The following is a 20,764-nucleotide window of genomic DNA, read 5'->3' as shown; positions in this document are numbered from 1 at the left end:
CGCTAGCGGGCGTAGACAAAATACTGCAAAAGGTCTTTCCAGGTTAATAGCCCCAGCAGGTGATCCTCTGCGTCGGTCACAGGTAAGCAGGAAAAGTTATTTTCCAACAGCAGAATCGATGCGGTATCAAGATCGGTGTCTTCATCTGCGCAAACCACCTGATTGGTCATGATGTCGTTCGCGCTCTTTTGCAGTAGATCGCGATCCATGTTGCGCTCAGCTTCGGTACCTAAAAAGGGGCTCATACTTACGCTGATGTCGCGATCGGAGATGATGCCGACCAGCTTGCCATTATCGACCACCGGGATGTGGTGATAGCTGACGCGCTCAAAGATATTGGCCAGCTGTTCCAGTGATACATCTGGGGTTACGGTTTTGGGGGTTGTGGTCATGATTTCAGCCACAGTATGCGTAGCGGTTTTATTCATCGGTAACTTGCTTGCCTTTTACTGCTAAGGTTGTTTGGTTGCGCTCATCATTGTTGATGTAAGGGATGTCATTGATACTGATCTGGCTGTTGGGGAACAGCTTTTTGTTGATCTTGATGGTAGCCTGACTGGCGTTTTGCAAAAGGTCTTCCAGGCTCTGCAGCTGCTGCTCCAGAATCTCCAGTTGGTTGTTCAGCCGTTTTACTGCGGCATCTATTTTTCGGGTTTTGTCGATCAGTACTTTGCCCAGATTTTCTTTCTTACCGCTGGCGCTGACTTTATCCATAAAGGATTGCAGTTGCGTCAATTCTTTCTGACGCCGCTCGCGCTCATTGACCAAGAGTTCCAGTTGTTGTTTTAGGCGTTTCTTTGAGGCGCAGCTCAGTTGAGTCTTGACGTAAGCAGAGCTGCCAAGCGTATTCACTTCGACGGATTCACCAGCGCTCGCGGTACCTCCCAGTAGCACGCCCTTGCCACCACCTTCGCCCATCACTATTTTGTGGTTGGCCACCAGTTGACTGTTCATGGCGTACTGGCGGGCGCTGATATCACCATTGGCTCTGGCGTCGGTTTGGTTGAAAAATAGTGCCTGAATATTACCGCCGGCGGTCAGTGTCGAGGTGAACTTTGGGGCCTCTTCGTCGCCGTCATCCACCTGTTCGCTGATTACTCCTGCACCAATCAGAATATTGTTGCCGGCTTTCAGGGTGGCATTTTCCACGAAGCCTCGCACGGCAATGTCGCCACTGGCCTCAACCAGCATCTGTGAGCAAACGTTGCCGGTAATGGTAATGGAACCATCGAAATGAATGTTGCCGGTGCTGAGATCGACATTTTTTAATTCCAGGGTGTCACTGATACTGACACTCTTGGGGCCGATCACCGGATGACCTTTCATGGTGGCAATCAGAACATTGGTGTCGTTTGCTGAGATTTCTGAACCTGTGTGCTTGGCAAAGTTGATCACTTTGCCATCTTTGGCTTTTAACGTTTTACCGTAAACGTCGCTGCCCGGTGTACCTTTGCTAGGTTCGGTTCGGCGCATTAATTCGGTGCCCGGTGAGATGGCTGGATATTTTCTGGTTTCGTAGTAATTGGTGGTGCCGTCTTCTTCCAGTGTCGTTTCCTGTTGCTTTGGGAGTTCCAGTAGCAGAATAAACTGACTGTCTTTTCCGTGCAGAGGCTCTGTCCCGGTCGCAATAAGCTGTTGTTCAACGGGGGTGCCTGAAATACTTTGCTCCAGCGCTGAGCTCAGTGCGGTTATGTCACGGCAGTCAGGTGCTATTTTTTCTTCGTCCAACAACTCTATCAGTTGTTCCATGGTTAATGGATCTCCGCCGTTGGCGGGGGTAATAGACAGTGTGCATTGCATCTTGTCGCCGCTGATAAACAGTTCGGCTTTGGCGTGGTGTCTCGCTCCGATGATGACCTGGAGTGATTCGTCAGTATGCAGTTTGGTTAACAGTTCCTGCAGTGCCGTTTCGTCAAGGGGGATGGTGTCGAGCTTTTGTTGTTTGATCAGTTCCTGCAAGTGAAACTTGCTGGTGGGTGTGTCACTGTCGTTTGGTGTCAGTCTGGCGACCAGGTCGTCGCCATCCAGAATTACTTGCACACTGGCGTAGGGGAGTTTGGTTTCACTCTCCTGTTGAGGAGGCGCTTCTGATTGCTGCTCAGCCGTTTGGTTGTTCTCTTCAGTACTCATCGGCATTAACCCGTGTGTTTAAATAACAATAGCACTGGAGCGGGTTTCGGCAAATACAGGGAGAAGGCAGTTGGTCCGGTTAATCTTCCAGTAGTCGCTTGGGGTGCATACCATTTACAAACCCAAGGAAGGGGGGGTGAATGCTGTAGCCGAGCATCCGTTGGATGTGCTCACTGCATTGTTTTACCGTTGCCTTGGAAATCGACAGGCTGTAATTCTCCTGTGGCCTGAGCCAGCTGTCACAATACTGGGCTGTGACGCACATACGGGCATTGTCGGATTGATTGGCTCCGCCTCCATGCCATAAGGTGCCGGAAAAAAACAGCATGGAGCCTGCGGGCATAATCACCGGAATCTGTCTCGGGTCGTTGTTGGGCAGAGGTTGTTCATTGCCCCATTTGTGGCTACCCGGAATGATGGTGGTGGCACCGTTGGTTTCGGTGAAATCATCGATGGCAAAAATGGTGGCTGCTCCCAGCGGTTTTCTCGGCCGGGGGATATCGTAGAAAGCATCGTCGTGGTGCAGGGGTTGTTGTGCCTCGCCCGGCAGGATGTTGATGATCTGCAGTTGCGACAACAGATAATTGGGGTGAAAGAGCTCATCCAGTACGTTCAATACCAGAGGGTCATCCACCAGGTCATTGCAGATCAGGGTTTTTTCAAAGGTGGCGTAGAGCCTTTGGGTTTTAAAACCCTCAAAATTATTGCGCCCACTTTCATGTTCGAACAATGCCAGAGCGGTTTGTTTGATCTCTTGGCATTGTTCGCGGCTAATCATGTTCTCGATAATAAAATAGCCGTTTTCATCCAGTTGCTTGAGATAGCCGGATAACAGTTCTGGATCAATTTTTTCCTGACTGCCAGCGGTGGATTGATATTTTGTCGCCAGAGGGGCTTTAAAGTACTCGTTTTGATCTTTGACTATGGTTTTTTTCATGAGCCCTGCCCCTTGTGTTGTTAGTGAGATACCTCGGCGGCGACGTCCTGATCAAAACTGGGCTGATTGTTTACCATCGCCATCATCCCCGGGTAGAGCTCATCCAGATCTCGCTGGATGGTTTCCAGTGGCAGATCGTCATATTCGCCCCGGTCATTGAGATACTCCATGTGTTTGTTACCGCTCTGATCAAACTCGTGATAGAGGGAGTCGTGTTCGCCATCAAATTCCAGCGGGTGTAAACCGAACTTTTCACACAGTTCAAGGTTGAATGCGGGGGTCGCCTTGACCCATTGGTTATCCAGGTAAATGGATGTATAGCCATGCCAGTAAAAAACATCGGTCTTCATGACAGCACGCATACGAGCCGTAGAAAGGTGATTGCAAACATCGGCAAATCCCAGTTTTGCCGGTATGCCCACGGCACGACAGCAAGCGGCCAGCAATATGGCCTTGGGAACACACCAGCCTCGTCCGCTGTTGAGGGTTTCAACTGCGCTCATGCCGGTGACAGTCAGCTGCAATTTGTAGGGATCGTAGCGAATATCATCGCGAACCGCATAGTAGAGTGCCAGTGCTTTGTCTTTATCGGTGTTACAGCCGCTGATGGCTTTCTGACTATAGGCAATAATGGCTGGATCATCGCTCTGGATGGTGGGGGTGGCTTGAAGACAGGCCTGGAGGGCTGCTTGCATAACGAGCTCCTGAAAGGTTACAGGTTCAGAGTAACGCTCAGGTGTCCGGGAGACAAATGACAGAATGGGTCGTTGGGGTTGATGAATTCTTTGCTTTGACAAGTTATCACTGTCATCTCTCGCTGGGCTCGAGATGACAGTGAAGTGGCCTCAGGATGACCGTGGTCTGAGATCAGGCCAGTTTGTCGGTGGCTACATGGTAGGTCGGATCTTCCATAACATTGACCTCACACAGATCGCCGGCGCGGGTCAGCAGTTGGCGACACTCGGGGCTGAGATGGCGCAGATGCAGGGTTTTACCCTGGGCGCTGTACTTCTCTGCCAGAGAGTCCAGTGCTTCAATGCCGGAATGGTCACTGACGCGGGAGCGCTTGAATTCAATGACCACATGCTCCGGGTCGTTTACCGGATCGAACAATTCTTTGAAGTAGCTGACGGAGCCGAAGAAGATCGGGCCACGCAGGTCGTAAACCTTGTAGCCGTTTTCATCTTTGTAGATGTCGGCCTGAATGTGCTGGGCGTGTTTCCAGGCAAACACCAGTGCGGAAACAATCACACCCACCACAACTGCAATGGCCAGATCGTAGGCAACGGTAACACCGGAAACCAGAACAATGATGCCTGCATCGGTGGGTGGAATCTTGTGGATGATGCGGAAAGAAGACCACTCAAAGGTGCCCAGAACCACCATGAACATGACGCCAACCAGCGCCGCCAGCGGAATCATTTCGATGTATTTGGCACCGAACAGAATAAACCCGAGCAGTACCAGAGCGGCGGTGATACCAGACAGACGACCACGGCCGCCGGAGTTGATGTTGATCATGGACTGGCCAATCATGGCGCAGCCGCCCATGCCGCCGAAGAAGCCGTTGGTGGTATTGGCGATGCCCTGACCGATGCACTCGCGGTTGCCTTTGCCGCGGGTCTCGGTCAATTCATCAATCAGAGTCAGGGTCAGCAGGGATTCAATCAGGCCAATAGCGGCAATCACCAGCGAGTAGGGGAAGATGATTTTCAGGGTTTCCAGATTGAAAGGCACCATGGGAATGGCGAAGGTGGGCAGTTCGCCTTTGAGGGTGGCGCTGTCCGCCTGATCGGCAGGTAGCATGTCACGCACAAAATCGATCACAGTACGGGCTTCCAGATCCAGTCCGATCACCGCCAGTGTCACGGCAACAATGGCTACCAGACCCGATGGCACGGCAGTGGTCAGCTTGGGAAGGAAGTGCATGATGAACATGGTCACCAGGATCAGTGCGCCCATGGTGTAGAGCATTTCGCCCTGCATCCATTCCATCACACCGTCCGTGGTTTCGATTTTGAACTGACCAAGCTGTGCGAGGAAAATCACAATCGCCAGACCGTTTACAAAACCCAGCATCACCGGGTGGGGCACCAAGCGGATAAATTTACCCAGTTTCAAGACCCCGGCAGTAATTTGTATCAGTCCGGCCAGGATGACGGCGGCAAACAGATACTGGACACCGTGGCCGGCGACCAGAGAAACCATCACTACAGCAGTTGCGCCGGTGGCACCGGAAATCATGCCGGGGCGTCCGCCAAAAATGGAGGTCAGCAGTCCCATCATAAAGGCCGCATAGAGGCCAACCATGGGTTCAACCCCGGCGACAAAGGCAAAGGCCACGGCTTCTGGGACCAGCGCCAGGGCTACGGTAAAACCGGACAGGAAGTCGGCTTTGACGTTGGTCGTATTGGAAGTAATCAGTCTAAACATGATGTTCTCTTGGGATAATGGGCCGTCTGGTGCGGCCTTGGCAGAAAAAGGGGGCGGATTTTATCAGAAATCACTCGTCAAGCCCAAAGTTTAGCCGGTCTTTGGCGTTTTTGACGGCTTTGCCAGAGTGGAAGGAAATGTAAATGGCCCATGCGCTCTGGTGCTTTCGTGATATGTTAACCGTGCGAATAAACATTCACTTGAGAATAAAAAGGAAAACAGATGATCGGATACGTAACTCTCGGCGTTAACGATATGGGCCGAGCCAAAGACTTTTACCTCAAACTGCTTGCCGATATGGACGTCAAGGTGCTGGTGGATATGGATCGCATTGCCATGATTGGTCGCTCAATGCAGGAGCCCATGATTGCAGTGTGTGTCCCTTTTGATGAGCAGGCGCCGCACCCCGGTAACGGTAATATGGTAGCCATTCCTGCGGGCTCAAAGGAGAACGTCGACAAGCTGCACGCCAAGGCGCTTGAATTGGGTGCTACCTGTGATGGCGAGCCCGGGCAACGTATTCCGGATATGTTCTACGGAGCCTATGTGCGCGATCTCGATGGCAATAAATTGGCCTTCTTCGAGTTCGGTTGATTTTTATTAGCATCGCAGACGATCAAGCCAGCCCAGTGCTGGCTTTTTTGTGCCTGTTCGGCGTTCATAAAACTGCAGTACTTCGTTCACCCGGTTGACTTAAAAGCGACCCGAAAACGTCAACTAAGCTTCCTATTATGGCGTAATCCAGTGGGGTGCAGTGCCATTGCAATGGTTGGCTCTGCCTGAGAGGAGCGTGATATGAAGGTAACAGTTTTTGGTTCCGGGTATGTGGGTCTGGTTACAGCCGCCTGTTTGGCGGAGGTTGGACACAATGTCTGTTGTATGGATGTGGATGCCTTTCGGGTGGGGCGCCTGAACAAAGGCGAAGTCCCTATTTTCGAACCCGGATTGCAGGAGATAGTCCAGACCAATCTGGAGGAGCAGCGACTCTGGTTTACCTCAGATTCTTCTGCCGCTGTGGCCCATGGTCAAATTCAGTTTATTGCCGTGGGCACACCTTCTGGACCTGATGGCAGTGCCGATCTGCGGTTTGTGGATGCCGTGGCAGCCCAGATTGGCGATCAGTTAAAACGCCGTGCGCTGGTGGTGGTCAAGTCAACCGTGCCCGTGGGTACCGGGGATCGGGTGCGCCAACAGATATCAATGGCGCTGCAATTGCGCGATGTGGCGCTCGACTTCAGCGTGGCCTCCAATCCAGAGTTTTTGAAAGAGGGAGCGGCGGTAAACGATTTTATGAAACCTGATCGCATTATTGTGGGGCGCAGTGAGCAGCTTGATGAAAAGGGGCTGGTTGAGGACATGATGCGCGAACTCTACGCGCCATTTAATCGCAATCACGATCGCTTGATGTTTATGGATGTACGCTCGGCAGAGCTGACCAAGTACGCTGCCAACGCCATGCTGGCGACCAAGATCAGCTTTATCAATGAAGTGGCCAATATAGCCGAGCATCTGGGGGCTGATGTGGAAGCTGTGCGCAACGGCATAGGTGCTGATCCGCGTATTGGTTACCACTTTATCTATCCGGGTTGTGGGTATGGGGGTTCCTGTTTCCCAAAAGATGTATCGGCACTGGAGCATCTCGCCCGAGCGCATGATTATCAGCCGCTATTATTGCAGGCGGTGGATGCTGTGAATCACCGCCAGCGCTTGTGTTTGTTCGATAAGCTTGAGGCTTTTTATCATGGAGACCTGGCGGGCAAGCGCATTGCTGTCTGGGGTTTGGCGTTTAAACCCAATACCGATGATATGCGTGAGGCCCCCAGTCGCTATTTGATGGAGTCGCTGTGGCAGGCCGGCGCACTGGTGCAGGCGTTTGATCCACAGGCCCAACGCGAATGCCGGCGTTTGTATGGCGATCATCCGGCACTGACGTTGTGTGGTTCCAAGGAGGCGGCATTGGAGGGCGCTGACGCACTGGTGATCTGCACAGAGTGGAAAAACTTCTGGGCCCCTGACTTCGAACTGATCGCCGAATCTTTACAGGATCGGCTGGTGGTCGATGGTCGCAATATCTTTGCACCAGAGATCGTGGCCCGTTATGGCTTGCGTTATCTGTCGATTGGGCGGCCGGAGACGGCCCTGGCTAAAACACGTCCCGATCTTTCGGTCGTCGGCCAATGATGTCGAGGGCGGCCACCCGATAGGCTTCGGCCAGAGTGGGGAAGTTGAACACGCTCTCGACAAAGATATCCACATCGGCGTTGGCCAGCATGGCCATCTGACCGATGTGGATTAATTCGGTAGCGCCTTCCCCGGCAATCATGACGCCGAGAATCTTGCGCCCCTGATTGTCACAGACAATTTTCAGCATGCCATTTTCGGTGCCGGAAATATGGCCCCGGGCAATTTCGGCGAAGATGGCTTTCCCCGTGATGGCCTCGGGATATTGTTTGCGCGCCTCGGTTTCACTGAGGCCCACCGAGGACAGTTCCGGAATGCCATAGATGCCCGACGGAATCATCTGGCTCATGGAGCCGATCGGCAGATTGAGGGCGTTACAACTGGATCGACGTCCCTGTTCCATCGAGGTTGAAGCCAGTGAGGGGGGGGGCCGATAACGTCGCCGGCGGCATAGATATGCGCTACGGCAGTTTGCAGTTGATCATCGACACTGAGCGTACCCTGCTCGTTCAATGACAGGCCGGCATTTTCCAGATGCAGGTCTTTGACATTGGCTAACCGGCCGGCGGCACAGAGCATTTTTTCACTGCGAATGACGGAGCCGTCATCGCACTCGGTCACCACCGCCGACAGGCCGTCCCAGTAGACTTTGTTAATCTGAGTGTTGCCCATCCAGATGCCGCCCATCTGGGTGAACTCCTCCACAAAGGTGTCGGTTAAATCCTGATCAAGAAAGCCGAGAGGGCGAGGGTATTTGTCAATCATGGTGACGTTTACCCCCAGAGCCTGAAAGATCGAGGCGTATTCGCTGGCGATCACGCCGCCGCCAAGCACCACCAGACTTTTGGGCAGGTAAAGCATGGATAGAATCGAGTCACTGTCGAAAATATGCTCATGGTCGACGGGAATGTTATCCGGTTTTCTTGGGTAGGAGCCGCTGGCAATTACGATGTCATTGGCGCTTAACAGCAGGGGCTCTCCCCGGACTCTGTCCACCTGAAGTTGAGTGGGATTGAGAAATTTGGCGCGTCCGTGAATCCGGTCGATGTGATTGCGCTCGATTTGCTGACGCATATATTCATCGTGTGATTTCAATACCTGATCCAGACGATCAATCAGGGTGGCCAGCTCGGTGGCTTCATCCAGTTCAAACTCGGCCAGCGCTGCCGTATGTCGCATGCGCTGAACCCGCAGTGCATTTTCGCGCAGGGTTTTGGAAGGGATGGTGCCGCGGTGAACGCAGGCGCCTCCGAGCATTCTGTCACGCTCGATCAGGGCGACCTTGCGCCCGGCTTTGGCCGCTTGAACCGAGGCCTTTTGGCCGGCAGGGCCGCTGCCGATGACAATGAGGTCGTAGTGCTTGATGTTACTGCTGCTTGCCTTGCTGTCGCTCATCAACCGGTCATCGCCTCCATGCTGCTGATGATATCCCCCTGTTTATCCAACAGTGCTTCCACTTCGTCCGGGTAGAGATTGAGGTCGCCGAGTACCTCGCGATCGAGCAACTCCTGCTGGCTCAATGTTTCAGGTTTCAGTGTCACGGTAGCGAAGTCCGCCGCGGCATTGATGATGGCCGTTTGTTCCATGGCATGGGGGGCGTCGTTGTAACGGTAAAAATACTGCAGGGATTCACAGATGATCATCGGCATTTCCCACTTTTTCAATACGCAGCTGCCCACCTCCATGTGCAGGTAATCTTCAATGGCATAGAGCTCGTCGCTACTGATGGTCAGCTGCAACCTTGAGCAGGAATCCAATGCAGTCTGAATCAATACGGGACGACCAATGCTGTGTAACAGGCCGCAGAGAAAGGTGGCTTCTACATTCAGGCGACAGCTGCGTGCTATCTCTTTGCTCCACAGGGCGGTTGCCAGAGCGTGTTGCCAGATGTATTCGATGTGCGACTCGTGCCCGGGGGTATTGAACATTTTGGTGCTGACGGATGCCGCGACGGCTATGTCGCAAATCAGGTTCATCCCCAGCCGGGTAATGGCCTGCTGCAGAGACACCAGGCTGGCGCTGGGGGTGTAGGCCGCCGAATTGGCAATGCGCATGACGTGTGCGGCAAGGGAGGGGTCACTCTGGATCAATTGAGACAGCTGGATGGCATCGGATTCAGGATCCTGTGACAGGGTGACCGCCTTGTTGGCAACTTCCGGTAGCAGGGGAACCTGAATGTCTTCCTTATCCATGCGACTTTCTATGTCGGCGATTAATTTTTGAGCAGCGTCTGACAGTGATGGGGATTCACCGGGCATACGGTCAGTTCCTAGTAAATGAAGGTGGGGCAAAGTCATTGCCGTATTCTTTCAGTGAGTGTAGACCAAAAGGTCATTGGCGTACGCATTTGTTCAGAGTTTTGTGAGCCCGAGCACTGTTATAAGCGGAATACTCCGACTACACTGTCAACAGGAGTGAACCTCTCGTCGTAAACTAACGGTGATGAGTGGTGAGATAAGGTGTCAGTGAAGACACCAGAAACAACATTGGAGGTAACTGTGGAAGACCTTGCCACAGACAATAAGGATTTGGTCTGGGATCTCGAGTCGTTTAATCAGCGGCAAAGGGCCATTGACTATGTTATGGGTTTTGAAAACAAGCTCTGTGTTTATTCCGATTCTGTTGAGCAGCTCTATACCAATTACAATATTTTCTTCCCCAAGGAAGAGCAGCGCCGTTTGGTCATATTACCTAACCCCTATGCCCATCACGATGTGTTTCAGGGATTGCCTGAAGATGCGGTGTTTGCTACGGGTTTGAATATCATTCCCGGTGAAACTGTGGGCAAGAAGGGACTCTATCTGACCATTCCATTCCGCTCTGGAAAAAATCGTTACCGCGCTGTTCCCCTGCAAATGGGGTTGGAAGTCATTAACCGCCAGCGTCCGGAAAACAAGCCTCTGCTTCCTGTGCTAAAGAAAGGCGATTTGCGCGAACTGGATTCCAAAACTCCCTGCCTGCACCTGCATTGTCTGGATCTCGACAAGATGGAAGATCTGTCGGCCATGGAGCGCAATGGCATCAGAAAAGTCATCATGGAGCGTCTCAGCGATATCAGTTAAACCACTGGCTCCTGAGTCTTTGTATTTTTGTTTTGATTTCCTGTCAGGCAGTTTGTCCACAGCGGGCTAAAACGGGTTAGACTTCACGACTCCAATAATAAAAATACGGGAGTCCCGGTGGATAGCCAGCTGCTTCTCTTTCTTGTTGTGCTCTACGGAGCGCTGTTGTTTGGCATTGCCTGGTTGGCTGAACGCTATTCCTATCGAATGCAACAACGCTGGTGGCGACCTCTGATCTATACGCTGGCCATTGGCGTTTACTGTAGTTCCTGGACTTTCCTGGGGGCGGTGGGAACCGCAGTGGAAAGTGGCTGGCACTACGCCAGCATTTATGTGGGTCCGATTTTACTGGTGATCTTCGGTTGGCCTTTTATCCGGCGTCTGCTGGTGATCAGCTCCCGCAACAAAGTGACCTCCATCGCCGATTTTATTGGTTCACGTTACGGTAAAAATCAACGGCTGGCTGCGATTGTGACTTTGGTGGTGGTGGTGGGAACCCTGCCATACATTGCTTTGCAGCTGCGCGGGGTGGGGATAGCCTGGGAAACCATTGATTGGCACGATGAAGGCAGCCCCGGTTTTGATGCCATTTCCAGTCTGATTACCGCCATGGCGATGGCTTGGTTTGCCATTTTATTTGGTACCCGAATCATCGATGGCCCGGAGCGTTTGCGGGGCATGATTACCGCTGTTGCGGCGGAATCCGTGGTCAAGGTTGTCGCCTTTATTGTGGTGGGGATGCTCGCGGTCAGTCTGCTATTTCAGAACGATATGGAGGTGTCCAAGCTGGCACCCAATTTTTCTCTGTCGCAATTGACCAGTCCGCTGTTTCTGACACAAACTTTTTTGGCAGCTGCTGCCATTATCTGTTTGCCCAGGCAGTTTCACGTGATGGTGGTGGAGTACCAGCATCGCAGTGATCTGCGCTATACCCGGTGGTTGCTGCCACTGTATCTGGCCATTTTCGCCGTTGTGGTTATTCCGGTGGCTCAGGCCGGTACTCAGTTGTTTGGCGGCTCCGGTATTTCGTCCGACAGCTACATTTTGACTCTGCCCCAGTGGATAGGCTCAGAATCGATTCTGGCTCTGACATTTATTGGTGCTCTGTCTGCCGCGACCGGGATGGCCGTGGTGGCAACCATTGCCCTGTCCATCATGATCTCCAACGAATTGATTGTGCCCGTGTGGTTGCGCCTGACATCACGGCGCGGTCGCTCCGCGGCTGATCTGGGAACGTCGCTGCGGCTGATTCGACGCCTGTCCATTGTTGCGGTGTTGCTTATGGGCTGGGGGCTGGAGCGGATGATGGCCAATGTGGCGGCGCTGTCGTCCATGGGGTTGATCTCATTTGCCGCCGCTGCTCAGCTGGTGCCGGCAGTACTGGCCGCGCTTTACTGGCGTAAGGGCCACTCCAGAGGGGTGATCGGTGGGCTGATTACAGGGATGCTGGTGTGGTTTTACTGTTTGTTAATGCCAGCGATTTTAACCGCTTCCCATCCATTGGTGTCACAGGGTCCCTGGGGGATTGGCTGGCTGTCTCCGTACAATCTGTTGGGGTTGGGCTGGTTGGATTCTCTGAGTCACGGCGTCCTTTGGAGTCTGTTATTAAATTCTCTGGTTTTTGTTGGCCTGTCCCGGATCTCCCGGTTCAGCTCTCTGGATTTAAGACAGGCCGCGGCTTTTACCCGCTTGCGCTGGCATATCCGTCGTCAGCGCTTGGATATGGAGCCCTCCGGTATTGAGGTGCGCCAGTTACAGGCCTTGGTGGAGCCCTTGTTCGGAGTGGAGCGAACCCGCGAAATCTGGCAGGAGTTTGAACAGGTCATAGGTCACCGCTTGCTGCCCCACGATCAGACCCCCAAGTTTGCAGTACAGGCCACAGAAAGTGATCTGGCCGCCATCATTGGCGCGGTATCGGCCCATAAGGCAATGCAGCTGTTGCTGACCCAACAGCCGTTGCAGTTGCAGGATTTTGTCAATCTGGTGGGGGGCAGCTCGCGCCAATTGCAATTCAGTCAGACGCTGTTGCAGACAACGCTGGAAACCATTCCGCAGGGCATCAGCGTTGTTGATAAAGATCTGAAGTTGGTTGCCTGGAATCAACAGTATCAAAGCCTGTTCAGTTTTCCTCAGCGTTTGCTTTACGTTGGTTGTGATATTGAAAAAATTTATTACTTCAATGCCGAACGTGGTTATCTGGCACTTGATGATGATGATGTGGATGCCGCGGTCAAACGGCGTCTGGCGCAGCTGAAAACCGGGCAATCTCATCGCTTTGAACGGGTGCTGCCCACTGGTGAGGTTCTGGAAATTCGAGGCACCCCGCTGGCCAATGGTGGCTATGTGACCACCTACACCGATGTTACCGATTACCATGAGATGGTTGGGCAGCTGGAGGCAACCAAGGCGTCGCTGGAGGACAGGGTGACGTCGCGCACCAAAGAGTTACGTCAGGCCAACTTGTCCCTGCAGCGAGAGAATGAGTTGCGTGGTCGCATTGAGGAGGAGTTGCAGGAAGCCCACGCCAGCAAGAGTCGTTTTCTGGCAGCGGCCAGTCATGATTTATTGCAGCCCATCAATGCGGCGCGGCTGTTTGTGACATCACTCAGCTCAAAAATTCACGACTCCCACGAAGAGGCGCTGATGCCAGACGTGGGCCATCTGGATTCGGCGTTGGCATCGGCCGAACATCTGATCAGCTCACTGCGGGAGATTTCCAGACTGGGATCAGGGAAGGAGCGCGCCAAGCGCGAGCACTTTTCTCTTAACAGTTTCCTGCACCCCCTGGCTCAGGAGGCAAACGCTCTGTCACTGAAGCAGGACTTGCAGTTTGACTGGGTCAACAGCAGTGTCTGGGTTTATTCGGACCCGCATCTGTTGCGGCGAGTGATTCAAAACTTTATTTCCAATGCTCTGCGCTACACCAAAGAGGGCAAGGTTCTGCTCGGCTGCCGGCGCAAGAGTGGCCATGTGGTGATCGAGGTCTGGGATACCGGGCCCGGTATCGCCGAGGAAGATTTGCAGCGCATTTTTGAAGAGTTTGAACGGTTGCCCGGTACTGTGGCGTCTCAGGGGCTGGGATTGGGCTTGTCGATTGCCCAGAGGATAGCTCAGCTGTTGGGGCATCCTATCAGTGTCGAATCGAAACAGGGCGTGGGGTCGGTATTTCGCATTGTGGTGCCTCTGGGTGAAGAGCAACAGCGGCAGCAAAAACCCAAGCGCATGGCGGATCCACATCTCAATGGCTTGCAGGTTCTGTGTATCGATAATGAGCCGGCCATTGTGGCCGGGATGCAGTCGTTGCTGGAGCAGTGGGGGTGTGACGTGGTCACCGCCTCGGATCTGCGGCAGGCGCTCAGCAACTGGAGTCATCAGCAACCGCCTCAGTTGATTCTGGCCGATTACCATCTCGACGAAGAAACCGGCATCGATGTTATTGAGGCGTTGTCGTACCACTGGAATCAGAAATTGCCGGGTATTGTGATCAGTGCCGATAACAGTGATGCGGTACTGGAGCATGTGCAGCAGGCGGGATTGCTGTATTTGTCCAAGCCGGTTCAGCCCGCTGGCCTGCGCACTTTTATGCGCCGTGCCCTGAGGCAGGGTAAGGCCTCCTAGCGATGCAGATTAGCGGTTGTAGTGAACGGGCACTTCCAGAGTGTCCTTCACTTCTTCCATCACCACATAACTGGTGCAGTCTTTAACCCCTGGCAACGTCAGTAGGGTCTCGCCATAAAATTTTCGGTAGGACGTCATGTCCGCAACCCGGGCTTTCAGTAAGTAATCAAACGTCCCCGACACCAGATAGCATTCCTGTATTTCCGGCAGGGCTTCAGCCGCCTTGCTGAAGGCTTCAAAGTTATCCTGAGAGTTGCGTGACAGGGTGACCTGTACAAATACCACCAGACCGGCCTTGAGGTAGTGGGGGTTGATCAGGGCGGTGTAGCCGCGAATAACGCCTTCGCGTTCCAATCGCTTTATGCGCTCGACACAGGGTGTCGCACTGAGGCCCACGGTGCGTGACAATTCGGCAAAGCTGATTCTGCCGTTTTTTTGCAGGGTGCGGAGAATGTTGCGGTCAATACTATCGAGCTGTTCCATGGGAATTCACTACCGGCAGATAACTTTCTGAATCTTTTTTGGTTGAAACAACCAGATACTACCAAAAATACTGTGAAAAACACTGCTTTTTGCTGTCTAAGATAGACGAACTTCTTTTTGAAGCGATGTGAAGCAGTTGATCTAATTATTATAAGGAGTTTCGAAATGTTGATAGGTGTTCCCAAAGAAATCAAAAACAACGAGTTCAGAATCGGTCTGACTCCGGCGGGTGTCAAAGAGCTGGCAGCCCACGGTCATCAGGTGATGGTGGAAAATAATGGCGGTGCTGCCATTGGTTTTGATAACGACCAGTACCTTGCAGCCGGCGCCCAGATTATTGATACAGCAGAGGAAATCTTTGGTCGCGCAGATATGATCATCAAGGTCAAAGAGCCCCAGCCTGAAGAGTGTAAAATGCTGCGCGAAGGGCAGTTGCTGTTTACCTATTTACATCTGGCTCCCGATCCACTGCAAACCGAATTGCTGGTTAAATCTGGCGCTACCTGCATTGCTTACGAAACGGTAACGGATAACCTCGGTACCTTGCCATTGCTGGCGCCCATGTCGGAGGTGGCTGGGCGTATGTCGATTCAGGCCGGTGCCCATCATCTGGAGAAATCCCAGGGTGGGTTGGGTTGCCTGCTTGGTGGTGTGCCTGGTGTAGCGCCTGCCAAAGTGTTGATCATTGGCGGTGGCGTAGTCGGTACACAGGCTGCGCGAATGGCGGTTGGCTTGGGCGCGGATGTGACGATTCTGGATCGCTCCCTGCCGCGTCTGCGCGAGCTGGATGTCGAGTTTGATGGTCGTGTCAACGCCATTTTCTCCACCACCGATGTGATTGAGCAACATGCGCTCGAAGCCGATTTGGTGGTTGGTGCGGTCTTGGTGCCAGGCGCAGCCGCCCCCAAGCTGCTGACCCGGGACATTATCAGTCGCATGAAGCAGGGTGCGGTCGTGGTGGATGTGGCCATTGATCAGGGTGGCTGTTTCGAAACTTCACGGGCCACCACCCATCAAGAGCCTACCTATGAAGTGGATGGTGTCATTCACTACTGTGTGGCCAATATGCCCGGTGGTGTCGCTCGCACCTCTACTATGGCATTGGTTAATGCAACCCTGCCGTTCGCTCTGCAGTTGGCGAATAAGGGCACTGAGGCTCTACTGGCGGATCAACATTTGCTCAATGGTTTGAATGTTCACCGCGGTATGGTCACTTACCAGGCGGTTGCTGATGTGCTGGGTTATCCGTATGTGGAAGCAACCGAAGCTTTGCGTGTTGTTGATGCGGATTGTGCGGCTTGATGTCGGGTAATTAATTTATTTTTTTGATTAGCTTTGAAGTGAGGTTTCGCCCTGCTGGGCGACTTCATTTCTTTTACTTGTGTAAAAGAAACCGAAGCAAAGAAAAGCACACCCCGGTTCGTTGGCCTTCGGCTCCCCTCACTGTGAGCTGATCTCACGGGTCGGTGTAACGCGCGTCCCTGCGCGGTACACCTAAATCGCACATCCCTGTGCGATTTACCCTAATCTCAGCTCGTCGTTCGGCAACTCACAGGGGCCCAGGGTGCCACTGTCGAATTTGGCACACCGAATCCCCTTCAGCGCGGCTGAGAGAATTGAATTTTTCTGGGGTTAAAAGTGCAGGGATGCACTTTTAAGGTTCAAGCGCCAGGACGGCGCATTGAACCGGCCCTGGAAAAATTGAATTCTCGAAGGAACCCGAAGGGCCGTGCGCAGGGGCGGTTTTAGATTGTTAAGACCTTTGGGCGCCCAAAGGTCTTGACTCGCCCATAAGGGCGAAACCGATACGAAAAAGAAAACTAATCACCCTGAGTCTTGCGAAACTCATCCAGTGTCACCCCGGGATTCACCGCCAATTGACTTAGCGCCACAGCTGCCTGAGTCCGTGAGTGAACACCCAGCTTACGAAAAATCTCTGTCATATGCGCCTTAATGGTGGTCTCTGTGACATTCAGCTCATAGGCAATCTGCTTATTCAATAAGCCCTGACTGACCATGGTGGCCACCCGAAATTGCTGGGGGGTCAGATTGGCCAGCGCATCCGCCACGTTCAGTTCTTCTTCGCTGACCACCGTTTCCGGGGTACCTTCCGGCAACCAGATACCACCCTCCAGAACCGTATGCAATGCCTCGCTCATGGTTTCGACCGGAGCGCTTTTGGGCAGGTAGCCACTGGCGCCATGGTCAATGGCGCGGCGCATGATCTCTGGTTCTTCATGACCTGAGACGATCATCACCGGAATGCTGGGGTATTGAGCCACCAGAAAAACAAGGGCGCTGAAACCCTCTGCGCCGGGCATGTGCAAATCGAGCAGGATCAAATGAATGTCGTCGGTGGATTCCAGTTTTTTCTGCAGTGAGGAAAAGTCTTCTGCTTCTACCAGACAGGGCTGGTCAAACTGACTTTCCAGAGTCCCCTTGAGAGCCATACGGAACAGGGGGTGGTCGTCCGCGATAATGATAGTGGGGCTCAAGGCCATTGGGTCTCTCCGTTGATAGCGGCTTTGGCAATGGGTTGCCGCCGAATAATTTATTATTTTAGATGGTCTAAACATAGCGCTATTTTAGGTTTTAAATCAAGCCAGTGAGTCGCAGAATGACCTCTGTTTGGTCGGGTTTATTGACCTGTTTCCAGTATGCAGACAGGCAAAAAAAAGGGCCTGAACAGCAGACCCTAAGCAATCCCAAGGGGGGATTTGACTGTCGCCCTAACGGGCTCTTCATCGAGAAGCCATTAGCGGATTTAATCGAAAAGCCATTAGCGGATTTTACTAAGAAGCCATTAGCGGATTTTCAGTGGATAGTAATTTCTCCATTTTGTATCTGAATGGTTTTATTGTTCAGCAGCGCCCGGTAAATCTGATGGTTCTGGGCGGCAGGTCCACAGGTTTGCCTGTCACAGCGGCTTTCGGCTTCGCAAAAATCACTTTGCGCTGAAGCCAGTTCGTAAAAATCAATATCCCGTGCGTGAGCTGTGTCCGGATCAAGGTCAAGCACAATTACGTGATGGACGTGGTTGGTCTTTTCCAGCTGGTTGCATGCTTTATCGATCTGATCCTTGAAATTGTTCTTACCATTGTCATCGCTGTTGGCGGTTATAACGATCAGGGACTGCTGTTGTTCTATGTGGTTGGCCAGCTCGTTTGCGGATAAATTCTTGTCCGGTGTGCTGTGGATCGCTCCGATACGAGTGCAGGCCAGCATGGCGATTACGATTTCCGGAACCGCAGGCATAAACAATGTAATTGCATCCCCGGAGTTTACCCCGAGTGCTTTTAAGCCATTGGCCAGACGATTCATTTCATCACTTAACTCACCATAAGTAATGGTTCGTTGTTCGTCATCGTTTTCAGATTGCCAGACAATGGCAGCCTTTTGGGCGTTGGTTTGGGCATGACGACCCAGGCAGTGTTCAGTGACGTTGTCTGCGCCATCGCTTGCCTGCACCATGTACCGCTCCATTCATTAATCATTTTGATGATGGAAATTCTTATTAGAAGTGCGGTCTTTTGCCATTAGACAATGGTCTATCGGTGCCTGAATTAGAAAGCAGGATTTCTGTAATGGTTAACAGATAGTGAAAAAGTTTCTTAGACCTTGGTCGTAATTAGACCAACGACTAATACCTCGGTTTGCCCCACCTGAGTATTACTGTTAGTGCGAAATAAAAAGCATTGGGCTGTTGTTTTTGTCCTCTACAACTAACTGACTCTGGAGAGCTGGGGAATAATATGAAAATACAAATAATGAAAAAACCTTTAGTCGCCGCCGTTGCAGCTTGTGCGTTGGGTGCTGCTGCATTGCCTGCTGTTGCAGCGGATGATGCGGTATTAAAGCGCATGGAAATGCTGGAGCAGGAGCTTAAGGCTCTGAAGGAATCGCTGCAGAAAAAAGAAGAAGTGCAGTTGAAAAAGGGTGTCGAGCTGAAAAAGGGGACCCGTTTTCAGTATGGCGGTTATATCAAGATGGATATGACATCTACGGATACCACCGAGATTCCTCACTACTTTCATCCGAACAGTATTGGCATCGAGGATGAAGCATCAGGCGAGCGTGAATTTGGCACATCCGCCAAGCAATCTCGCTTCTGGCTGAAAGGTAATCATGAAACTTCTGCTGGTGATATCGTGAGTTACATTGAGATGGACTTTACTGGTGGTGATGATCAGGAGAGACTGACCAATAATAATGCCAGTCGACTGCGTCATGCATTCCTGAAATGGAATTATTCTGAAGACTCTTCGCTGCTGGCCGGTCAATTCTGGTCAACATTTATGAATACCGGAGCCTATCCGGAAACTCTGGATTGGGTTGGCCCAACCAGTGGTATCGTGTTTATCCGTCAGCAGCAGTTGCGCTGGACTACTAAGATGGGCGGTGGCTCATTTATGTTAGCGGCTGAAAATCCTTTCTCCTATGTTGATGGCGATCTTGACGATACGACCGATACACCGGATTTGGTTGTTCGCTAAGATGGCAAATGGGGTAACTTGAGTTATGCCCTTGCAGCTATGTCTCGTAAGGTGGATTTTACTACCGATAACGATCCTGGTGCTGACAAAGACTACGATGATGAGACTGAAAACCTGACTGCGTTTAGTGTTTCCGGTAAATATGCATTTGAAAACGGTAACGACCTGAAGTTTATGTACACCACAGGGAACCCCGGTCGCTATCTGGCTTTGGGTACATGGGAAGATGCCTATGTAGACGGCTCTGACCTTAAGGCATTGGATGTGGATGGCTGGTATATCGCTTATAAGCATAAGTGGAACAGCAAATGGCGCTCCAACTTTGTCTATGCGGCATCTGAAGCAGACAATCCTCTGGATGGTGATTCTACAGAGTCTATCTATAACGCCAATATCAATCTGATTTATTCTCCAACTCCAAAAATGTCTCTGGGTGCTGAGTACGTTACTGGCGAGAAAGAATTGAAAAATGGCGATGATGGCGATGCCACTCGTGTTCAATTTACTGCCAAGTACGCTTGGTAAGTTAATTGCCCAACTAGACCAACGTCCAATATTAACCGGCGTTGGTCTACGTAAAACTAAAGATGTAATCATAACAACTATTACATGAGGAATTGCATTATGGCTTTTAAATCTGAAGCTGATGCGCAGGCATACTGGAAGGAGAATCTCAGCTTGATGGTCAAGCTGATGGTGATCTGGTTTGTAGTGTCTTTTGGCTGCGGCATCTTGTTGGTCGATGTGTTGAATACCATCCAGTTGGGTGGCTACAAGTTGGGCTTCTGGTTTGCTCAGCAGGGTTCTATTTACACTTTTGTGGGTTTGATTTTTTACTACACAAAGAAAATGGGTGAGCTTGACCGTAAATACGGCGTAGACGACGAATAAGGAGTAGATCATGGATCTCAAGACAATGACCTACATCGTCGTAGGTTTAACTTTCGCACTGTATCTGGGTATCGCTTTCTGGGCGCGCGCTGGATCAACCAAAGAGTTCTACGTTGCTGGCGGTGGTGTAAACCCTGTTGCTAACGGTATGGCGACTGCAGCGGACTGGATGTCTGCGGCATCTTTTATCTCCATGGCGGGTTTGATTGCCTTCCTGGGTTACGGTGGTTCTGTATTCCTGATGGGCTGGACCGGTGGTTATGTAATCCTGGCGATGTTGCTGGCTCCTTACCTGCGTAAGCACGGTAAGTTCACTGTTCCCGAGTTTATCGGTGATCGCTTCTACTCCCGCGGCGCTCGTATCGTAGCGGTTGTGTGCCTGATTATCTGTTCTGTTACTTACGTAATCGGTCAGATGAAAGGTGTGGGTGTTGCTTTCTCCCGCTTCCTGGAAGTGAGCTATGAGGCCGGCCTGCTGGTAGGTATGGTTATCGTATTCTTCTACGCCGTAATGGGTGGTATGAAGGGTATTACCT

The 20,764-nt window shown here is 52.0% G+C and carries 20 protein-coding genes; 9 read left to right on the top strand and 11 right to left on the bottom strand.

The window, feature by feature from the left end:
• Positions 1–2 precede the first annotated feature (2 nt).
• The 5 genes from ACPXV9_RS12640 to ACPXV9_RS12620 all read right to left on the bottom strand — a co-directional run bounded on the left by ACPXV9_RS12640 (position 3) and on the right by ACPXV9_RS12620 (position 5,500).
• Positions 3–428, bottom strand: coding sequence for a CBS domain-containing protein (locus tag ACPXV9_RS12640; protein ID WP_423897658.1), 426 nt, complete (start codon positions 426–428; stop codon positions 3–5).
• Entirely contained in the window at positions 421–2,130 is a 1,710-nt protein-coding gene (locus ACPXV9_RS12635; RefSeq protein WP_423897656.1) for a FapA family protein, read from the bottom strand. Before ACPXV9_RS12635 ends, ACPXV9_RS12640 begins: the two co-directional genes overlap by 8 nt.
• A 79-nt stretch (positions 2,131–2,209) precedes the next feature.
• The gene (locus ACPXV9_RS12630) at positions 2,210–3,067 is read right to left on the bottom strand and encodes a phytanoyl-CoA dioxygenase family protein (RefSeq protein WP_423897653.1); all 858 of its coding nucleotides are present in this window, start codon (positions 3,065–3,067) and stop codon (positions 2,210–2,212) included.
• Positions 3,068–3,087: 20 nt separating this feature from the next.
• Positions 3,088–3,762: a transglutaminase-like domain-containing protein gene (locus ACPXV9_RS12625; protein WP_423897650.1), complete on the bottom strand. Its 675-nt coding sequence runs from the start codon at positions 3,760–3,762 to the stop codon at positions 3,088–3,090.
• 172 nt (positions 3,763–3,934) lie between these two features.
• On the bottom strand, positions 3,935–5,500 hold the full coding sequence (locus ACPXV9_RS12620) for a SulP family inorganic anion transporter (RefSeq protein ID WP_423897647.1): 1,566 nt from the start codon (positions 5,498–5,500) through the stop codon (positions 3,935–3,937).
• Positions 5,501–5,722: 222 nt separating this feature from the next.
• Here ACPXV9_RS12620 and ACPXV9_RS12615 point away from each other — a divergent pair, with 222 nt between their 5' ends.
• On the top strand, positions 5,723–6,094 hold the full coding sequence (locus ACPXV9_RS12615; protein ID WP_423897645.1) for a VOC family protein: 372 nt from the start codon (positions 5,723–5,725) through the stop codon (positions 6,092–6,094).
• A gap of 201 nt (positions 6,095–6,295) precedes the next feature.
• Positions 6,296–7,681, top strand: a complete 1,386-nt coding sequence (locus tag ACPXV9_RS12610; protein WP_423897643.1) for a UDP-glucose dehydrogenase family protein — start codon at positions 6,296–6,298, stop codon at positions 7,679–7,681.
• Here the strand turns inward: ACPXV9_RS12610 and ACPXV9_RS12605 are convergent.
• From ACPXV9_RS12605 to ACPXV9_RS12595, 3 genes are read right to left on the bottom strand one after another with little or no spacing between them, the layout of a single operon-like run.
• Positions 7,644–8,030 (bottom strand): hypothetical protein, encoded by a 387-nt coding sequence (locus ACPXV9_RS12605; RefSeq protein WP_423897640.1) that lies wholly within the window; start codon positions 8,028–8,030, stop codon positions 7,644–7,646. The genes ACPXV9_RS12610 and ACPXV9_RS12605 overlap by 38 nt on opposite strands.
• A complete protein-coding gene (locus ACPXV9_RS12600; protein WP_423897637.1) occupies positions 8,027–9,076 on the bottom strand; it encodes an FAD-dependent oxidoreductase in 1,050 nt (349 codons plus the stop codon). Before ACPXV9_RS12600 ends, ACPXV9_RS12605 begins: the two co-directional genes overlap by 4 nt.
• Positions 9,076–9,939 carry an HDOD domain-containing protein gene (locus ACPXV9_RS12595; protein ID WP_423897635.1) on the bottom strand — a complete coding sequence of 288 codons (864 nt, stop codon included), beginning with the start codon at positions 9,937–9,939 and terminating at the stop codon, positions 9,076–9,078. The genes ACPXV9_RS12600 and ACPXV9_RS12595 overlap by 1 nt, the downstream gene beginning before the upstream one ends.
• Positions 9,940–10,179: 240 nt before the next feature.
• Between ACPXV9_RS12595 and ACPXV9_RS12590 the strand changes: the two genes are divergently transcribed.
• Positions 10,180–10,743: a hypothetical protein gene (locus ACPXV9_RS12590; protein WP_423897633.1), complete on the top strand. Its 564-nt coding sequence runs from the start codon at positions 10,180–10,182 to the stop codon at positions 10,741–10,743.
• A 117-nt stretch (positions 10,744–10,860) separates the two neighbouring features.
• Positions 10,861–14,361 carry a NahK/ErcS family hybrid sensor histidine kinase/response regulator gene (locus ACPXV9_RS12585; protein ID WP_423897632.1) on the top strand — a complete coding sequence of 1,167 codons (3,501 nt, stop codon included), beginning with the start codon at positions 10,861–10,863 and terminating at the stop codon, positions 14,359–14,361.
• Positions 14,362–14,370: 9 nt separating this feature from the next.
• On the opposite strand, the gene lrp is transcribed toward ACPXV9_RS12585, so the two are convergent.
• Positions 14,371–14,844, bottom strand: coding sequence for a leucine-responsive transcriptional regulator Lrp (lrp, locus tag ACPXV9_RS12580; RefSeq protein WP_423897629.1), 474 nt, complete (start codon positions 14,842–14,844; stop codon positions 14,371–14,373).
• 165 nt (positions 14,845–15,009) lie between these two features.
• Here lrp and ald point away from each other — a divergent pair, with 165 nt between their 5' ends.
• Positions 15,010–16,146 (top strand): alanine dehydrogenase, encoded by a 1,137-nt coding sequence (gene ald, locus ACPXV9_RS12575; RefSeq protein ID WP_423897627.1) that lies wholly within the window; start codon positions 15,010–15,012, stop codon positions 16,144–16,146.
• 518 nt (positions 16,147–16,664) lie between these two features.
• Here ald and ACPXV9_RS12570 read toward each other — a convergent pair.
• Positions 16,665–17,345, bottom strand: a complete 681-nt coding sequence (locus tag ACPXV9_RS12570; protein WP_423897624.1) for a response regulator transcription factor — start codon at positions 17,343–17,345, stop codon at positions 16,665–16,667.
• A gap of 313 nt (positions 17,346–17,658) precedes the next feature.
• The gene (locus ACPXV9_RS12565; protein ID WP_423897621.1) at positions 17,659–18,315 is read right to left on the bottom strand and encodes an AMP-binding protein; all 657 of its coding nucleotides are present in this window, start codon (positions 18,313–18,315) and stop codon (positions 17,659–17,661) included.
• Between the two features lie 296 nt (positions 18,316–18,611).
• Between ACPXV9_RS12565 and ACPXV9_RS12560 the strand changes: the two genes are divergently transcribed.
• From ACPXV9_RS12560 to ACPXV9_RS12545, 4 genes are all read left to right on the top strand, one after another.
• Positions 18,612–19,337, top strand: coding sequence for a DcaP family trimeric outer membrane transporter (locus ACPXV9_RS12560; RefSeq protein ID WP_423897618.1), 726 nt, complete (start codon positions 18,612–18,614; stop codon positions 19,335–19,337).
• Positions 19,338–19,376: 39 nt separating this feature from the next.
• Positions 19,377–19,862 (top strand): DcaP family trimeric outer membrane transporter, encoded by a 486-nt coding sequence (locus ACPXV9_RS12555; RefSeq protein ID WP_423897615.1) that lies wholly within the window; start codon positions 19,377–19,379, stop codon positions 19,860–19,862.
• Positions 19,863–19,961: 99 nt separating this feature from the next.
• Positions 19,962–20,228, top strand: coding sequence for a DUF4212 domain-containing protein (locus ACPXV9_RS12550; protein WP_423897613.1), 267 nt, complete (start codon positions 19,962–19,964; stop codon positions 20,226–20,228).
• A 10-nt stretch (positions 20,229–20,238) separates the two neighbouring features.
• Positions 20,239–20,764: sodium:solute symporter family transporter (locus ACPXV9_RS12545; RefSeq protein WP_423897611.1), on the top strand; the 526-nt coding region annotated here is incomplete at its 3' end.

It is taken from the genome of Candidatus Pelagadaptatus aseana, assembly GCF_040362265.1.
GTDB lineage: Bacteria > Pseudomonadota > Gammaproteobacteria > Pseudomonadales > Cellvibrionaceae > Pelagadaptatus > Pelagadaptatus aseana.
This window is presented reverse-complemented; position numbering and strand designations above follow the sequence as displayed.

What these genes read in the sequence shown, in the direction of transcription:
- lrp (WP_423897629.1), bottom strand. Translation starts at nt 14,844, where the DNA reads ATGGAACAGCTCGATAGTATTGACCGCAACATTCTCCGCACCCTGCAA.
- ACPXV9_RS12625 (WP_423897650.1), bottom strand. Translation starts at nt 3,762, where the DNA reads ATGCAAGCAGCCCTCCAGGCCTGTCTTCAAGCCACCCCCACCATCCAG.
- ACPXV9_RS12560 (WP_423897618.1), top strand. Translation starts at nt 18,612, where the DNA reads ATGAAAAAACCTTTAGTCGCCGCCGTTGCAGCTTGTGCGTTGGGTGCT.
- ACPXV9_RS12620 (WP_423897647.1), bottom strand. Translation starts at nt 5,500, where the DNA reads ATGTTTAGACTGATTACTTCCAATACGACCAACGTCAAAGCCGACTTC.
- ACPXV9_RS12570 (WP_423897624.1), bottom strand. Translation starts at nt 17,345, where the DNA reads ATGGCCTTGAGCCCCACTATCATTATCGCGGACGACCACCCCCTGTTC.
- ACPXV9_RS12565 (WP_423897621.1), bottom strand. Translation starts at nt 18,315, where the DNA reads ATGGTGCAGGCAAGCGATGGCGCAGACAACGTCACTGAACACTGCCTG.
- ACPXV9_RS12600 (WP_423897637.1), bottom strand. Translation starts at nt 9,076, where the DNA reads ATGAGCGACAGCAAGGCAAGCAGCAGTAACATCAAGCACTACGACCTC.
- ACPXV9_RS12640 (WP_423897658.1), bottom strand. Translation starts at nt 428, where the DNA reads ATGAATAAAACCGCTACGCATACTGTGGCTGAAATCATGACCACAACC.
- ACPXV9_RS12605 (WP_423897640.1), bottom strand. Translation starts at nt 8,030, where the DNA reads ATGAGCCAGATGATTCCGTCGGGCATCTATGGCATTCCGGAACTGTCC.
- ACPXV9_RS12550 (WP_423897613.1), top strand. Translation starts at nt 19,962, where the DNA reads ATGGCTTTTAAATCTGAAGCTGATGCGCAGGCATACTGGAAGGAGAAT.
- ACPXV9_RS12630 (WP_423897653.1), bottom strand. Translation starts at nt 3,067, where the DNA reads ATGAAAAAAACCATAGTCAAAGATCAAAACGAGTACTTTAAAGCCCCT.
- ald (WP_423897627.1), top strand. Translation starts at nt 15,010, where the DNA reads ATGTTGATAGGTGTTCCCAAAGAAATCAAAAACAACGAGTTCAGAATC.
- ACPXV9_RS12635 (WP_423897656.1), bottom strand. Translation starts at nt 2,130, where the DNA reads ATGAGTACTGAAGAGAACAACCAAACGGCTGAGCAGCAATCAGAAGCG.
- ACPXV9_RS12555 (WP_423897615.1), top strand. Translation starts at nt 19,377, where the DNA reads ATGTCTCGTAAGGTGGATTTTACTACCGATAACGATCCTGGTGCTGAC.
- ACPXV9_RS12610 (WP_423897643.1), top strand. Translation starts at nt 6,296, where the DNA reads ATGAAGGTAACAGTTTTTGGTTCCGGGTATGTGGGTCTGGTTACAGCC.
- ACPXV9_RS12615 (WP_423897645.1), top strand. Translation starts at nt 5,723, where the DNA reads ATGATCGGATACGTAACTCTCGGCGTTAACGATATGGGCCGAGCCAAA.
- ACPXV9_RS12595 (WP_423897635.1), bottom strand. Translation starts at nt 9,939, where the DNA reads ATGCCCGGTGAATCCCCATCACTGTCAGACGCTGCTCAAAAATTAATC.